This window comes from Kitasatospora sp. NPDC042419, from assembly GCF_056437345.1.
In genome coordinates this window covers 150004-166567 of sequence record NZ_JBWKAW010000007.1, presented here as the reverse complement: position 1 = coordinate 166567, position 16564 = coordinate 150004, and the positions used below count along the sequence as shown (strand labels likewise).

At 76.0% G+C, this 16564-nt stretch carries 9 protein-coding genes; 2 read left to right on the top strand and 7 right to left on the bottom strand.

What is annotated here, in order from left to right:
- Positions 1-331: 331 nt before the first annotated feature.
- Positions 332-532 carry a hypothetical protein gene (locus AC067J_RS16750; protein WP_478299804.1) on the bottom strand — a complete coding sequence of 67 codons (201 nt, stop codon included), beginning with the start codon at positions 530-532 and terminating at the stop codon, positions 332-334.
- A 418-nt stretch (positions 533-950) separates the two neighbouring features.
- On the opposite strand from AC067J_RS16750, the gene AC067J_RS16745 reads away from it, so the two are divergent.
- Positions 951-3194 carry a serine/threonine-protein kinase gene (locus tag AC067J_RS16745; RefSeq protein WP_478299802.1) on the top strand — a complete coding sequence of 748 codons (2244 nt, stop codon included), beginning with the start codon at positions 951-953 and terminating at the stop codon, positions 3192-3194.
- A 287-nt stretch (positions 3195-3481) separates the two neighbouring features.
- On the opposite strand, the gene AC067J_RS16740 is transcribed toward AC067J_RS16745, so the two are convergent.
- A complete protein-coding gene (locus AC067J_RS16740; RefSeq protein WP_478299800.1) occupies positions 3482-4288 on the bottom strand; it encodes a TrmH family RNA methyltransferase in 807 nt (268 codons plus the stop codon).
- A 99-nt stretch (positions 4289-4387) separates the two neighbouring features.
- On the opposite strand from AC067J_RS16740, the gene AC067J_RS16735 reads away from it, so the two are divergent.
- Positions 4388-7156 (top strand): SpoIIE family protein phosphatase, encoded by a 2769-nt coding sequence (locus tag AC067J_RS16735; RefSeq protein WP_478299798.1) that lies wholly within the window; start codon positions 4388-4390, stop codon positions 7154-7156.
- A gap of 200 nt (positions 7157-7356) precedes the next feature.
- Here AC067J_RS16735 and cobA read toward each other — a convergent pair whose 3' ends face one another.
- The 5 genes from cobA to AC067J_RS16710 all read right to left on the bottom strand — a co-directional run bounded on the left by cobA (position 7357) and on the right by AC067J_RS16710 (position 16563).
- Positions 7357-8610 (bottom strand): uroporphyrinogen-III C-methyltransferase, encoded by a 1254-nt coding sequence (gene cobA, locus AC067J_RS16730; RefSeq protein ID WP_478299796.1) that lies wholly within the window; start codon positions 8608-8610, stop codon positions 7357-7359.
- Positions 8611-8716: 106 nt separating this feature from the next.
- Entirely contained in the window at positions 8717-12550 is a 3834-nt protein-coding gene (cobT, locus tag AC067J_RS16725; RefSeq protein ID WP_478299794.1) for a nicotinate-nucleotide--dimethylbenzimidazole phosphoribosyltransferase, read from the bottom strand.
- 664 nt (positions 12551-13214) lie between these two features.
- Entirely contained in the window at positions 13215-14591 is a 1377-nt protein-coding gene (gene cbiE / locus AC067J_RS16720; RefSeq protein WP_478299793.1) for a precorrin-6y C5,15-methyltransferase (decarboxylating) subunit CbiE, read from the bottom strand.
- Between the two features lie 282 nt (positions 14592-14873).
- Positions 14874-15512, bottom strand: a complete 639-nt coding sequence (locus tag AC067J_RS16715) for a GNAT family N-acetyltransferase (protein WP_478299791.1) — start codon at positions 15510-15512, stop codon at positions 14874-14876.
- Positions 15513-15735: 223 nt separating this feature from the next.
- Positions 15736-16563, bottom strand: a complete 828-nt coding sequence (locus AC067J_RS16710; RefSeq protein ID WP_478299789.1) for a MetQ/NlpA family ABC transporter substrate-binding protein — start codon at positions 16561-16563, stop codon at positions 15736-15738.
- Position 16564 lies beyond the last annotated feature (1 nt).

Genomic DNA, 16564 nt, shown 5'->3' with positions numbered 1-16564 from the left:
CAGTATCGCGCACAGCAACGGCCGGGGCCGCGACTCTTGAGAGTCGCGGCCCCGGTCTTTTCGCGTGCTCGCGGACGCCGAGGGACCGCTGCGGATCCGCCGCCCCCGGGGGACCGGAGGGGTTTCAGGACACAGAAGAGCCGCGTACGGTCGCCCTCACCGACGGCCGTACGCGGCATCTCCTCCTGCCGGGGTGCTCTGCGCACCGCTCTCGCCCGTCCGCGTGTCAACGCGGCCGCGGCCTCCCCGGCGGCACCGGCTCCCCGTCCCCAGGGGATCCCGTGCCCGTTCCTCGGGCCGGCCCGGAGGCCGGCCGTTCCCAGTGGGTGGATCAGTGGCTGATCAGATCGGCGACCGCCTGGGCCTGGGTCGCCATCTGCTCCCAGCCCCCGAACAGGATGGCCAGCAGCACCGCGCAGGGCAGTGCCATGGCCACCGCCACGGCCGGGTGCCTGGTGGGCTCCGCGGCCTGGGGCTGAGTGAAGGCCGGCCGACGGCGTCGGGAGGTGGATCCCGTGAGCTGCGCTGCCATGCCCTGACTCCTGATTCGTGAGCGATTTTCCGGTGAAGTGGACGCGGTGGACGGCTTACCTCGGGGGACGAGCTCCCCGTCCACCGCTGAGGACAACGCTATGGCCCGAGGGGGTCGGCGGACGTCATGCCGTCGTACTGTTCTCCGGGCCTCCCGGAGGATGACGCCCGGACCTGAGGACTACTACCGCAGGGGGAGACGCCCTCCACCGCACCCCCGGGGGAACCCTGAGGGGCGACCCCGAGAAACGTTTCGGCGACCCGTCACCCCGGGGTCAGTCCAAGATCGGACAATCGGACGATGGCTTGAGGTGTTGCGTATCAGCACACCGCAGCGGGCAGTCCGTAAGCTGTGCCGGACAGGAACTGACGATGCCCCAACCGACGGGGCCTCACCCACGGTCTGACGGGGAACGAAGATGGCGATGATGCGGCTGAGGCGTGAGGACCCCCGCATCGTCGGGCCGTACCGCCTGCACCGGCGGCTGGGAGCCGGCGGGATGGGAGTGGTCTACCTCGGGTCGGACCGCCGGGGGCAGCGCGTCGCACTCAAGCTGATCCGGGCCGAACTCGCCGAGGACATCGAGTTCCGCACCCGCTTCGCCCGCGAGATCTCCGCCGCCTCCAAGATCCGGGGCGGCTGCACCGCCCGCGTCATGGGCTCCGACATCGAGGCCGACCGGCCCTGGCTGGCCACCGCGTACGTCCCCGGGCCGTCGCTGTACAAGCGGGTCGGCGACGACGGACCGCTGAGCTGGCCCGAGGCCGCCCGGATCGGCGCCGCGCTGGCCGACGGACTGGTCAAGGTGCACGAGGCCGGGGTCGTCCACCGGGACCTCAAGCCGTCCAACATCCTGCTCTCGCCGCGCGGCCCGCGCATCATCGACTTCGGCATCGCCTGGTCCCGCGGGGCCAGCACCCTCACCCACGTCGGCACCGCGGTCGGCTCCCCCGGCTTCCTGGCGCCCGAGCAGGTCCGGGGGGCCGCCGTCACGCCCGCGACCGACGTGTTCGCCTTCGGGGCGACGCTCGCGTACGCGCTCACCGGGGACACCCCGTTCGGTTCGGGGGCCTCCTCGGAGGTCATGCTCTACCGGGTCGTGCACGAGGAGCCCGACCTCTCCGCCGTACCGCCGCAGCTCGCGCCGCTGATCCGCGCCTGCCTCGCCAAGGAGCCCGCCGAACGGCCCGGCGCGGCCGCCCTGCACGAGCGGCTGAGCGAACTCGCCGCGCGCGGCACCACCGCGGGCGGCACGCCCGGCGGGCCCGGCGGGCCCTTCGGCCGGAGCAGGGGCCCGGCCGACGGCGGCGCGGCACGCGACGGAGCGGCGGAACGGAGCACGGCGGAGCCCGGCGGCGCAGCCGCGGCCCGCTCCGTCGGAGCGGCCGGACCGGTCCCCGCACGGAGCGCCGAAGGACGGCCCGGGGCCGCCGCCCGGCCCGGAGCCGGAGCACGCCCGGCCGGTACCGTCCCGCCGGGCCCGCCGGCCGCCGCCCCGCGCGGCGTTCCGGCCCCCGGCCGGGCACCGGACCCGGCGGCCGCGCGCGCCCGGGCCGCGGCCGTGGGCCGGCCCGCCGGACAGCCCGGGGGCGCGCAGCGGCGCGGAGCCCCCGGACAGGGCGCACAGGCCGCCACCGCCCCCCTCCCCCGCCCCGACGCGGCCCAGGCCACCCGGCCGATGCGCGAGCGCCAGCAGACCCCGCCGCCCGGCCGCCCCGGCGCCCCCGCCGGGGCACGCGAGCGGGAGCAGCGGCCGGGACAGCCACGCGGGCGGGCCCAGGACCGGCAGCACACGCCCGTACCGGGCGGCCGTCCGGGAGCGGCCCGGCAGCGACTGCTGCGGCAGCGGCTCGTGGTCTTCGTCACCGTGACGGTGGGCGTCGCGCTGGCCATCGCCGCGGCACAGGGGTGCGAGAACCGGGAGAACCAGGGGCTGCGGCCACCGGCTCCCGCCTCGGCCCCGGCCGCCCCGGGAGCGGGCGAGCAGCCGGCAGACGGTCAGGCAGCGGGCGGCCAGGCGGCCGGCGGGCAGCCGGCGGGTACGGCGGCGGCCCCGCCGACCGCAGGCGGCTCGGGGCTCTCGGCCGACGGCATCACCCAGTCGTCCACGCCGCTCGCCGCCGCGGCGCGCGCGAGCGCGGCAGCCGGCGACAGCGCACTCGCACCCCCGCAGGGAGCGGGTCCGGCCGTGGACTGGCCGAACCGCGCCTACACCGATCCCGCCAGCGGGGCGGCCATCACCCTGCGCGACGGACGCTCCGCGGGAGCGGGACCCCAGGTCGTCCTGAGCGCCGTACTCCCCGCGCGGTACAAGGGGGCGCCGGCGGCCCTGGTGGTGCTGCGCCGGTCGGAGGGCTCGGTGCCGGTCGACCTCGTGCAGCTGTTCTCCTTCAACGGGGACGCGCCGGTGGCGCTGGCCTCCCGGTCGTCCGCCGCGGATCCGCAGGCGACGGCCACCTGGCGGCTGGAGAACGGCGCGCTGGTCCGGGAGGAGCGGGCCGCCCAGTCGGGTTCGGCCGCCTCGACCCGCTACACGGTGCGCGCGGACGGCACGCTGGAGGAGTCCTGGCCCGGCTCCGGCTCGACCACGCCGGCCGTCACCCCGCCCCCGGCGGCAGCGCCCGCTCCCCCCACCGCTCCGCCCACCGCCCCGGTGGGCTGACGCGGGAAGCTGGGAGCTGGGAGCGGGACCGGCTGCCCCCGCTGCGCGCCTGCGGCCCGGCTCGGGGTCCGGACGGCGTACGGGGCCTTGGCGGCCCGGAGCCCGTTTTCGAGTCGGAGGACGGGACGGGTACCCGGGCCAGGTGCTCGGGTCGGGTGCTCGGGCCAGGTGCTCGGGTCGGGGACGACGGCCGGGGACGGGGTACCGCCCAAGGGCCGGGACCGGGACCGACCGGGTGCACAGGAAGTCGGACCGGCCGACTTCCTGTGCGTCGCGTACCGCGGGCGTCAGGCGGCCGTGACGGCGTAGAAGGCGACGGCCGCGGCGGCGCCGACGTTGAGCGAGTCGATGCCGTGGGCCATCGGGATGCGGACGGCGTGGTCGGCGGCCGCGATGGCGCCCCGCGTGAGGCCGTCACCCTCGGCACCGAGCATCAGGGCGGCCTTGGCCAGACGGTGGGGCGCCAGAGCGGCGAGGTCGACGGCGTCCTCGGCCGGGGTGAGGGCCAGCAGGCTGAAACCCGCGGCGCGGACCGTGTCCAGAGCGGTCGGCCAGGGGTCCAGGCGGGCGTACGGCACGGCGAAGACGGCACCCATCGAGACCTTGACCGCGCGCCGGTAGAGCGGGTCGGCGCAGTCGGGCGAGAGCAGGACGGCGTCCATGCCGAGCGCCGCGGCGCTGCGGAAGATCGCGCCGAGGTTGGTGTGGTCGACCAGGCCTTCGAGGACGGCCACCCGGCGGGCGCCGGCCAGCAGCCCGGCGGCGTCCGGCAGCGGCTTGCGCTCCATCGAGGCGAGGGCTCCCCGGTGGACGTGGTAGCCGGTGACGGCCTCGGCCAGCGCGGGCTCGACGAGGTGGACGGGGGCGTCGGCGTCCGCGATGAGGTCGGCCATCACGTCCAGCCACTTGGCGGTCAGCAGCATCGACCGCATCCGGTAGCCGGCGGCGAGGGCGCGGCGGATGACCTTCTCGCCCTCGGCGATGAAGAGACCCTCGGCGGGTTCGCGGCGACGGCGGAGTTCGACGTCGGTCAGGCCGGTGTAGTCGGCGAGGCGCGGGTCGGCGGGGTCGGTGATGGTGCTGGGTTCGGACACCCTGCGATCTTGCCAAGCCGGGCCGGGGAAGGCCAAACGGCCCAAGGGTCGAGGGTGGTTGCCCTTGGCCCCCTGCCAGGCGGAGTGCAAATATGACGTATGGCCCGATTTCCGGGCCGATCATGGGCTCCGTCGGCCGCTGGTGCATCCGGTTCCACCACCTCCTCCCGATCCACCGGTACCGCCGGCTCCGCCGGTGGGCGCCCACACGGTCGGCACCAGCACTCCCGAGCAGCCCGGTCCGGGCCGGCGAAGAGCCGGTCGGTGGCGGGGCAGGTGTTCGCGCTGCAGGTCGTGGTGGTGCTGCTGCTGGTGGCGGCCGCCGTGATCGCGCTGGTCGTGCAGTCCCGCAACGACGCCCGGCAGGAGGCGACCAACAGATCGGTCGCGGTCGCCCAGACCTTCGCCAACTCCCCCGGCATCGTCGAGGCGCTCCGCTCCCCCGACCCCACCGCGATCCTGCAGCCCAAGGCGCAGTCGGTCGCGGTCAACTCCGGGGTGGACTTCGTCGTCGTCCTCGACACCGCCGGCATCCGCTACACCCACCCCAACCCGGCCCGGATCGGCCAGAAGTTCGTGGGGAACTACGAGCCCGCCCTCCAGGGACAGGTCGTGGTCGAGCAGGTGGTCGGCACGATCGGACCACTGGTGCAGGCGATCGTCCCGGTGCACGCGCCGGACGGCCAGGTCGTCGGGATGGTGTCCGCCGGCATCACGATCGCCAACGTGAGCAGCGCGAGCGAACGGCAGCTGCCCGTGGTCCTCGGCGCGGCGGGGATCGCGCTCGGCCTGGCCACCTGCGGGACGGCGCTCGTCAGCCGACGGCTCCGGCGGCAGACCCACGGCCTCGGCCCCGCCGAGATGACCCGCATGTACGAGCACCACGCGGCCGTGCTGCACGCGGTCCGCGAGGGTGTGCTGATCGTCGGCGGCGACGGGCGCCTGCTGCTCTGCAACGACGAGGCCCGACGGCTGCTGGACCTGCCGGCGGACGCCGAGGGCCGCCCGGTCGCCGAGCTGGGGCTGGACCGCGCGCCCGAGGAGCTGCTCACCGCCGGGCGGGCGGTCACCGACGAGGTGGTCCTCTCCGGCGAGCGGCTGCTCGCGGTGAACGTCCGGCCGACCGACCAGGACGGCGGGCCGCCCGGCTCGGTCGCGACGCTGCGCGACTCCACCGAGCTGATGGCGCTGACCGGGCGGGCGGAGGTCGCGCAGCGGCGGCTGCGCCTGCTGTACGACGCCGGGGTGGCGGTGGGCAGCACGCTGGACGTGACGCGCACGGCGGAGGAGCTGGCGCAGGTCGCGGTGGGCCGCTTCGCGGACTACGTCACGATCGACCTGGCCGACCAGGTGCTGGAGGGCGAGGAGCCACCGCCCGGTCCGGCGCTGGGGCGGATGCGCCGGGCGGCGTTCGCCGCCGTCCGGGACGGCTCGCCGTTCTACCCGGTGGGCACCGTGCTCGACGTGGTGCCGTCGACGCCGCTGGCGGGCGCCCTGCACAGCGGTCTGCCCGCGATCGAGCCGCGGCTGGCGGAGGCCTCCGCGTGGCGGGAGCAGGATCCCGAGCGGGCGGCGCAGGTGCTGGCGTACGGGGTGCACTCGCTGGTGCGGGTGCCGGTGAAGGCGCGCGGGGTGCTGCTGGGCGTGGCCCGGTTCTGGCGGGCGGAGCGGACCGACGCGTTCGAGGAGGACGACCTGGCGCTGGCCGAGGAGCTGGTCGCGCACGCGGCCGTCTGCATCGACAACGCGCGCCGGTACACCCGCGAGCACGCGATGGCGGTGACCCTGCAGCACAGCCTGCTGCCGCGGAGCCTTCCGGCGCAGAACGCGCTGGACGTCGCGCACCGGTACCTGCCCGCGCAGGCCGGGGTGGGCGGGGACTGGTTCGACGTGATCCCGCTCCCGGGCGCACGGGTGGCGCTGGTGGTCGGCGACGTGGTGGGGCACGGGCTGCACGCGGCGGCGACCATGGGGCGGCTGCGGACGGCGATCCACAACTTCTCCACCCTCGACCTGCCGCCGGACGAGCTGCTCGGGCACCTGGACGAGCTGGTCAACCGGATCGACCAGGAGGAGTCGGCGACCGGCGGATCGGCGGCGGTGACGGGTGCCACCTGCCTGTACCTGATCTACGACCCGGTGTCGCGGCGGTGCACGCTCGCCAGTGCGGGACACCCGCCGCCGGCCCTGATCGCGCCGGACGGTCGGGTGGTGTTCCCCGAGCTGCCCACCGGGCCGCCGCTGGGCCTCGCGGTGCTGCCCTTCGAGACCGTGGAGCTGGAGGTCGAGGAGGCCAGCCGGCTGGTGCTCTACACGGACGGGCTGGTCGAGGACCGCGAGCGGGACATCGACGTGGGGCTGGAGCTGCTGCGGACCGCGCTCACCGGGCCGCCCCGGACGCCGGAGCAGACCTGCGCGGACGTGCTGGGGGCGATGCTGCCGGCGCGGCCGCAGGACGACATCGCGCTGCTCGTCGCGCGGACCCACGTGCTGCCGGACGACCAGGTCGCGGAGTGGGACGTGCCCTCGGACCCGGCGGCGGTGGGCGGGGTGCGGGCTGCGGTGGCGGAGCGGCTGGAGGAGTGGGGGCTGGAGGAGGCGGCGTTCGTCACCGAGCTGATCCTGAGCGAGCTGGTGACCAACGCGATCCGGTACGGGACGGGGCCGATCCGGGTGCGGCTGCTCCGCGACCGGGCGCTGATCTGCGAGGTGTCGGACACCAGCAGCACCTCCCCGCACCTGAAGTACGCGGCCACCACGGACGAGGGCGGGCGCGGCCTCTTCCTGGTCGCCCAGTTCGCCGACCGCTGGGGCACCCGCTACACGGCCACCGGGAAGGTGATCTGGACGGAGCAGCCGCTGGAGTAGCGGGTGGGTGTGGGCGGGTGCTCTGTTGTGTTGTGCGCTTTGCAAAGCAAGTTCTTGCTTTGCAAAGCGAGCAACCGAGCACCGGGGAGCCTTTGAGCTGGTGGTATGCAGCGCACTTTGCAAACACCGGGTGTTTGCAAAGTGCGCTGCAAGGTTCGCTCAGGGAGGAGGGCGAAGCTCAGGGGTGAGGGCGGACGGGCTCAGGCGCCGGGCGAGGTGGCGGGGGTCAGGACGTTGACGACGTCGCCGATCACGATGACCGCCGGGGGCTTGATCTGCTCGGCCTCGACGGTGGCGGCGACCGTGGCGAGGGTGGCGTCCACGCGGCGCTGAGCAGCGGTGGTGCCCTCCTGGACGACGGCCACCGGGGTGTCGGCGGACCGCCCGCCCTCGATCAACCGGGCCGCGATCGCACCGATCTTGTCGACGGCCATCAGCAGCACCAGCGTGCCGGTCATCCCGGCGAGCGCCTCCCAATTGGTCAGCGAGCGCTCGTCGTCCGGCCCGACGTGGCCGGAGACCACCGTGAACTCGTGCGTCATCCCCCGGTGGGTGACCGGCACGCCGACCGCCGCCGGCACGCTGATCGAGCTGGAGATCCCGGGGACCACCGTCACCGGCAGCCCGGCCTCCGCACACGCGAGCAGCTCCTCGCCGCCGCGCCCGAACACGTACGGGTCGCCGCCCTTCAGCCGGACCACGAACTTGCCGGCCTTGGCGTGCTCGACAAGCGTCCGGTTGATGGCCTCCTGGGCCATGAAACGGCCGTACGGGATCTTCGAGGCGTCGATCACCTCGACGTGCTCCGGCAGCTCGGCGAGCAGCTCGCGCGGGGCCAGCCGGTCCGCCACCACCACGTCCGCGTCGGCGAGCAGCCGACGGCCGCGGACGGTGATCAGGTCCGGGTCGCCCGGGCCGCCGCCGACCAGGGCCACGCCCGCGCCGTGCGCACGGTACTGGCGGGCGGCGAGGGAGCCGTCCCGCAGCCCCTCCACGATCGAGTCGCGCAGGGCGGCGGAGTGGCGCGGGTCACCGGTGAGGACGGCGACGGTCGCACCCGCGTCGCGCCCGCTGGCGGGCGTCCAGGCGGTGGCCGCCGCCGCGTCGTCGCTGCGGGCGCAGAAGACCCTCCCGCGCTCGGCCTCGGCGCTGACGGCGGCGTTCACCGCGGGGTCGTCGGTGGCGACCAGCGCGTACCAGGTGTCGGCGAGGTCCCCGTCCCGGTAGCGCCGCTCGTGCCAGGTCAGCTCACCCGCGTCGGCCATCGCCTGGACCGCCGGTGTGGTGGCGGGGGATATCAGGTGCACGTCCGCACCGGTGGCGAGCAGGGCGGGCAGCCGCCGCTGGGCGACGTGTCCGCCGCCGACCACGACCACGCGGCGGCCGGCGAGCAGCAGGCCGACCGGGTACGGGGTGCGGCCCTCGGTGCTGGGGTGGGGGGTGGGCGCGGTCATCGGCGGTGCTCCTGGATCGGGTGAGGGTGGTGTGGGGGTACGCCGCCGCACCGCCCCGCGTACCGGCGCGCCCTCGGGCCGGTACACGGAGCGGTGCGGACAGGCATCAGGCCTTCTCGGTGACCCCGGCGGAGTCGAACGTGGCTACATCGTGCATCGCCCGGGCCGCACTCTGCACCAGCGGCAGGGCCAGCAGGGCACCGGTGCCCTCGCCGAGCCGCAGGTCGAGGTCGATCAGCGGCCGCAGGCCCAGCTTGGTCAGCGCGGCCTGGTGGCCGGGCTCGGCCGAGCGGTGGCCGGCGATGCAGGCCGCCAGCACCTCGGGGGCGATCGCCTTCGCGGCGAGCGCGGCCGAACCGGCGATGACGCCGTCCAGGATCACCGGGGTGCGCAGCGAGGCGGCGCCGAGCAGGAAGCCGGCGATGGCCGCGTGCTCCAGGCCGCCGACGGCGGCGAGGACGCCGATCGGGTCGGCCGGGTCCGGCTGGTGCAGGGCCAGCGCGGCGCGGATGACCTCGATCTTGCGGGCGTGCGTCTCGTCGTCGATGCCGGTGCCGCGCCCGGTGACCTCGGCCGGGTCCAGGCCGGTGAAGACCGAGATCAGGGCGGCGGAGGCGGTGGTGTTGGCGATGCCCATGTCGCCGGTGACCAGTGCCTTGTTGCCGGCCGCGACGAGGTCGCGGGCGGTCTCGATGCCGACCTCGATGGCCTTGAGGGCCTCCTCGCGGGTCATCGCCGGGCCCTTGGTCATGTCGTCGGTGCCCGGCTTGACCTTGCGCGGCAGCAGGCCCGTGGTGCGGCCCTGCTGGATCGCGTCCGGCAGTTCGGCGGCGACGCCGACGTCGACGACGCAGACCTCGGTGCCGATCTGCCGTGCGAAGGCGTTGACGACCGCTCCCCCGGCCAGGAAGTTGCCGACCATCTGGGCGGTCACCTCCTGCGGCCAGGGGCTGACGCCCTGGGCGTGCACGCCGTGGTCGCCGGCGAAGACCGCGACGCAGGCGGGCTCCGGGATCGGCGGCGGGCACTTGCGGGACAGGCCGGAGAGCTGGGCGGAGATGATCTCCAGCATGCCGAGCGAGCCGGCCGGCTTGGTCATCCGCTTCTGGCGGTCCCAGGCCTCGCCGAGCGCCTTGGCGTCCAGCGGGCGGATGCCGCGCAGGGTCTCGGAGAGCACGCTGTGCGGCTCCTCGCCGGGGAGCGCGCGGTTGCCGTACTGCTCCTCGTGGACCACCCAGGACAGCGGGCGCTTCTTGGCCCAGCCCTGCTGCTGGAGCTCGGGCTCGTCCGGGAAGGCGTCGACGAAGCCGACGCACAGGTAGGCGACGACCTCCAGGTGCTCGGGCAGGCCGAGCTCGCGGACCAGCTCCTCCTCGTCGAAGAAGCTCACCCAGCCGACGCCGAGGCCCTCGGCGCGGGCGGCCAGCCAGAGGTTCTCGACCGCGAGGGCGGACGAGTACGGGGCCATCTGCGGCTGGGTGTGCCGGCCGAGGGTGTGGCGGCCGCCGCGGGTGCGGTCGGCGGTGACCACGATGTTGACGGGCGTTTCGAGGATCGCCTCGATCTTGATTTCCTTGAACTGCTTCGCGCGGCCCTTGGGGAGCGAGTCGGCGTACGCCTCGCGCTGGCGCTCGGCCAGTTCGTGCATCTTGCGGCGGGTCTTGGCGGAGCGGATGACCACGAAGTCCCAGGGCTGGGAGTAGCCGACGCTGGGTGCGGTGTGGGCGGCCTCCAGGACGCGGATCAGCACCTCGTGCGGGATCGGGTCCGGGCGGAAGCCGTTGCGGATGTCCCGGCGCTCGCGGATGACCTGGTGGACGGCCTCGCGGCCGGCCTCGTCGTAGCCGGGGGCGGCCGGGCCGCGCGGCTCGGCGGGCTCGGCCGGTTCGGCGCCCTCGGCGGCGGCGATCGCCTCGGCGGTCCCGGCGGTCCCGGCGGCCTCGTCGGGGGTGGCGGTGGGGTCGGGGGTGGCGGTGCCGGCCTCGGCCTGCTCCTCGGCGGCGGCGCTCGTGGGGGCCTGCTCCTCGGCGGCGGCCTCGGCAGGCACGGCCTCGGTGACCTGCTGCTGCTCGGCGGCCGGCGGCTCGGTCGCGGGAGCCTCGGCGGTGGGTGCCTCGGCGGTGGGTGCCTCGGCGGCGGATCCCTCCGGCGCGGTCTGCTGCTCGGCCTCGACGGGAGCCTCGGCTTCCGGGGCCGGGAGCGCGGCCTGCTCGGCGGCGTCGGTCGCGGGGGCCTGCTCCTCGACGGCGGCGGCCTCGGCAGGCGCGGCGGGCGCAACTGCCTCGGTCGGCGCGACCGCGTCGGCCGGGGCGGTGTCCGGCACCGCGACGGGCTGGCCGGACGGCATCTCACCGGTGCCCGCGGCGGTCGCGGCGGCCTCCGGGGTCTCGACGGGCGCGTCGGCGGGCGTACCGACGGTCCCGGGCGCGTCGGCCGTCGGCTCGGCGACGGCCGGCTCGACAACAACAGCCTGCTCGGTGGCCTCGGCGGCCTCGGGGGCCTGGACGACGGCCTCGGCCTCGGGCTGCGCGGCGGGCGCTATGGGGGCGGACTGCTGCGCCTCGTCCTCGGCGACGGCCGGAGCCGACTGCTCCACCGCCTCGACCTGCGGCAGGCCGTGCGGGGGCGGGGCGGCGAGGAAGGCGGAGATCCGGCGGGGCTGTCCGGTCGGGGCGGCGGGCTGCTCGCCGGCGGCCGGGGCCTCGGCGGCGACCGGCTCGGCCGCGGCCGGCTCGACGGCGACCGGCTGCTCGGCGGTCGGCTGCTCGGCGACCGCCGCGTCGGGGAGCGGGGCCTCGGCGGTCGCGGTCTCGGCCGGGACGGGCTGGGCGACGGCGCCCGTGGCCTCTCCCGGCACCGGCTCGGCGGGGGCTGCCACGGCGGCGGCCTCGACCTGGACGGCCTCGACCTGGACGGCCTCGACGACCGGGGCGACCTCGACCGGCGCGGGCTCGGCCGGCGCGGGCTCGACGGGCTGCGCGACCGGCGCGGGCTCGATCGGCTGCGCGGCGTTCTCCACGGGACGCGGCTGCGGCACGGCGTCCGGCACCGGCTGGACGTCCTCGGCCGCCACGGCCGCCACCGGAGGCACGGGCTGGGCGGGCTGCAGCGGCTGGGCCGGCACGAGGGGGACGGCCTGCGGCTCCGGCTGGACGGCGGCCGGGACCACCGGGATGCCGTGCGCGGGCGTGCCGCCCTGCGAGGGACCGCGGTCGGCGAGCGAGCGGACCGGGACCTGGCCGGTCATCAGGGACGGGTCCGGGATCGGCGGTCCGGCGTGCAGCGGGCGGCGCGGGGCCTGGGCGGCCGCGGCCTGCTCCGGGCTGTGCTGGACCGCGGCGGCCGGGCCGGCCGGCGCCTGGAACACGACCTGCGGCACACCGTGGGCCTGGTGGACGGCCGGGTCGGCGCCGAGCGGCGGCGGGTCCAGCGGCGGCCAGGACGGCTCGACCGGGGTGCCGGGCACGGCCTGCTGGTCGGCGGCGGGCGCGAGCGGCTCGCCCCACGAGCCCTGCGGGCCGGGCATGAGCAGGACGTCGTCCTCGTCGTCGAGCCCGTCCGGCTGGTCGGGCTGGTCGAGGAAGTGGAAGGCGGGGCGCGGGGCGCCGGGGTCGACGGCCCAGCCGTCGCCGACGGCGCCCGGGGCTCCGGTCCCGACGGGCGTGCCGGGGGCCTGGGCGAAGCCGGGCGCGCCGAACGGCTGGGCCTGGCCGGGGATGCCCTGCGGCGGGAGGACTCCCGCGCCGGGGGGCACCGCGCCGGGCGGGCCGGGGTTCGGCATCCCGGGGTTCGGGATCTGCTGCCCGGGGACCGCACCGTCCATCGCGACGCCCTGCACGGGTGCGACAGCCGCGACGCCCTCCGGGCCGCCGAGCGGGTCGGGCCCGGCGAGCAGGTGCTCCGGCAGTCCCTCGTTCGGGACGTGGCCGCCATCGGTCATGTCAAAGCTCCTTCCAGGCCGCTGCCGCGCCCTCGGCGACGCGATCACCGACCGCAGCGCCCATCCGCACGGGCCGGGCCTGCACCGGCCCGCCCCTCAACCACACATGGCCGCCGCGCCGAGGCGCTGCGGCCGAAGTCCTTCCGGCGCGCTGCGGCACCCCGGCCCGCGCACCACCCGCGAGGGGCGGCGCGTCATCTGAAACAACGACAAGCCGGGGCAACCGGCACGACCGCACCGGACCCTACGGCATTCTCCAGGTCCGGCGGGCGGCCCGTCGAATTGCCCACACTCCGAGCCGTACCGGCCTGCACCACGTCAAAAAGGCGACAAACCGACCGGATCGGGCGGGCTGCCGGACGCCGCAGCCGTCCCGGACGCCACACTACCGGCCCGGCGCCGCCGCCTCTCGAATCGGTGTCCGGATGCGACCTGGATCACCGTCGGACGGGCCGCGCCCGCCACCGGAGCGCGGTCGGAGGGGGTTCGGACCGGGCGCGGTCAACCCCCGGAAAGCCCCCGGGCAGCCCCGACAGCCACCGGAGCGGCGCTGGACCTCTCCGGGCGGTCCGACGGGCGGTCCGACGGGCAGTCCGGTGCCGGCCGGGGGCCGGGAAATCGGCACCCGGCCCCACCGGGATCGCCACCCGGCGGCACCCCGCCTTCACACGATCTGCTCGCCCCAGAGCAGGAAGGTGCCCGGATCGCCCACGCCGAGGCGGAGGCCGCGGCCGGGGTCCGCCGCCCCGGCGGAGGCCGCTGCGGCCGGTCCCGCGGCGGGTGCGGGCGCGGCGGGTGCGGGCGCTGCAGCCGACGGGGCGCCAGGTGCCGGGGCGGGAGCGAGCAGCGGCGCGGACTGGAGCAGTGCGCCGTCCGCCCGGTAGCCCGCCTCCGCGATCACCCGGCGCACCTCCTCGGCCTCGGCGAGCGTGCGGGCGACCGCCACGACCCGCTCGGGGCGGCGGGACAGCACGGCGCGCACCACGTCCGGTCCGCCGGTCTCGACCACCGCGGCGTCCGGTTCCGGCAGCCCGCCGAGCACCTCGGGGCCGTGGCCCTGCACGATCTCGACCTCGACGCCGTAGCGGCGGGCGTTGACGGCGAGCCGGGCGCAGGCGGCCCGGTCGGCCTCGACGGCGACGACGGCGGCGCCGAACCGGGCGGCCTCCACCGCGAGCTCGCCGCTGCCGGCGCCCACCGACCAGACCAGGTCGCCCGGGCGGGCACCCAGACGGGCCAGCACCAGGGCGCGGACGTGCGCCGGGAGCGTGTCGGGCGCGCCGGGCTCGTTCCCCGCGCGCCCGGCGCCCGTGTAGGCGTCGGGCGGGAGTGCCCAGCCGCGCTCCGCGCCGGGGAAGCCGACCGGGCGGCCGGCGAGCCAGCCGGCCGCCGCGGTGGCCGTGCCGGCCTGCGGCCCGCCGCCGGGGCCGCCCCCGCTGCTGCCGCCGATCACCAGCACCACGCTGGGGTCGCGCCAGACGTGGTCGGCGACCCGGTCGGAGGTGAGGACGGTGACGTCCTCGTCGGGTGTGCCGAGCGCCTCGCAGACCACGAAGGTGCGGTGCACGCCGCGGAGCATGAGGGCGAGTTCGCTGGGCCCGGCGCCGGGTGCGGTGAGCACGGCGACCTTCGGGTTGGCCCGGCAGACGTTGGCGGCGCGGCGCAGGCGGCCGCCGTGGGAGCTGACCACCTGGGCGTCCTCCCAGGGCATGCCGGCCCGGGCGAAGGCGGCGGCGACGGAGGAGACGGCGGGCAGGACCTCCAGTTCGAGGCCGTACTCGGGGTGGCGCAGGGTGCGCACCACGCCGAAGAAGCCGGGGTCGCCCTCGGCGATGACGACGGCCGCGCCGCGGTGCTCGGCGATCCGGCGGGCGGCGAGCTGGATGCTGCCGAGGGCGATGCGTTCGGCCGTGGGCGGCACCGGGAGGGCCTTGAGCTGGTAGGGGGCGCCGGCCACCAGGGTCGCTGCGGCGAGTGCCGCGGCGGCGGCCTCGGTCAGCGGTGTGCCGTCCCACCCGATGACCGTGATCCGGTCAGCCATCTGCGGCTGTTCTCCCTCGTCATCCGTGCGCCGACATGCCGCGCCCGCGTTCGGCGCCGGTGGAGAGGCTACCGGGTGTGATCCCCCCGGCGCCGACATCTCGCACACATGTCCGTCACCTGCGCGCGAAGGGGCAGCCCGGCCGGGCGGCGGCGGGACGGTGTTCGGGCCTCGTTCAGGCCGCGTTCGGGCACGGCGGTGGCTGGTGCGGCGGTGGCTGGTGCGGCGCTGCCGGGGGCGGCGGCGGCCCAGTGCGGCGGCGGCCCGCGGGCGCGGCGGCGGTCAGTCGCGCAGGACGTAGCGGTGGTCGCCGGGCCAGGCCTGGACCGCGTCGCCGTCGGGGTTCTCCATGTCCTCCGGCAGCAGGCTCCACAGGATGAGGTCGCTGCGGCTCTCCTGCACCACCTCGCCGGACTCGCCGCGCACTATCCACGCGCTGCGCAGCACGCCCTCGCTGATGCCGCCGATCTTCTGCGCGACCTGCTGGGCGGCGGTGTTGCCCGCGGCGGTGCGCATCTCCAGGCGGAGGAAGCCGCGGTCCTCGAAGAGCCACTGGGCGACGCCGAGGACGGCCTCGGGTGCGTAGCCCTCGCCGCGGGCCCAGGCGGCGGTGACGTAGGCGATCTCGGTGGAACGCAGCCGCCAGTCGGTGTTGCGCAGTTCGACGAGGCCGACGAGCCGCTGGGTGAGGTGCTCGGTGACGGCGAAGACGATGCCCCGGCCGGCGGCGCGGTGGGCGGGGGCGAGGCTGCGGGCCAGGTCGGCGGCGTAGGACTCGGTGAAGGGGTGCGGGAGGTCGGTCCAGGCCAGGACGAGTTCGTCGGCCATCATGGTGGCCAGGCCGGGGGCGTCGTCCTCCGCAAGCGGGCGCAGCAGCAGCCGTTCGGTGCTGATGGCGGTCTCGGGGAAGCTCGCTGCCATGCCGTCTCTCCTCGCCGGGTCGTGGACACACCGTACGCCTCGCCGGTGCCCGGGTGTCACGCGGTGCGCGGACCGCACGACGGTACGTCAGTTCCGGGTCTGTCGGGCCGTCACTGGTGCATACTGCCCGACCGGGCCCCCGCCAGGGTGCGGCGGGGGCCCGGTGCGGGTCCGGCGGGACGGGTCGGGCGCGGTTCGGCGCGCCGGCGTCGGAACGCCGGGATCAGAACGCCGGGATGACGGATCCGTTGAAGGTCGTCTGGATGTACTGCTTGACCTCGGGCGAGTGGAGCAGCTCGGCGAGCTTCTTGACCCGCGGGTCGTTCTCCTTGCCCTGCTTGACGGCCAGGATGTTGGCGTAGGGGTTGCCCTCGGCCTTCTCCAGGATCAGCGCGTCGGTGGCGGGCTTGAGGCCGGAGTCGAGCGCGTAGTTGCCGTTGATCACGGCGGCGTCGAGGTCGTCGATGGAGCGGGGCAGCTGGGCGGCCTCCAGCTCCTTCCACTTGAGGTTCTTCGGGTTGGCGGTGACGTCGGCGGGGGTGGCGCCGGTGCCGACGCCGGCCTTGAGGGTGATCAGGTTGTTGTCGGCGAGCAGCTTGAGCGCGCGGCCCTCGTTGGTGGCGTCGTTCGGCAGGCCGACGGTGGCGCCGTCCTTGAGTTCGCCGATGGCCTTGACCTTCTTGGAGTACACACCCAGGGGCTCCAGGTGGACCGTCTCGACGGAGACGATCTGGGTGTTGTGCTTCTTGTTGAAGTCCTCCAGGTACGGCACGTGCTGGAAGTAGTTGGCGTCGGCCGAGCCGTCCTGCACCGCGGTGTTGGGGGTCACGTAGTCGGTGACCTCCTTGATGGTGAGCTTGAGGCCGGCCTTCTCCGCGAGGTTGTCCTTGACGTACTTGAGGATCTGGCCGTGCGGGGTGGGGCTGGCGACGACGGTGAGCGCGGCGTTCGGGTCGGAGGACGCCGAGTCGCCGTTGCTGCCGCAGGCGGCGAGCGAGAGGGCGATGCCGGCGGTGGCGAGGACGCTGGTGAACTTCAGGGCGTTGCGCACG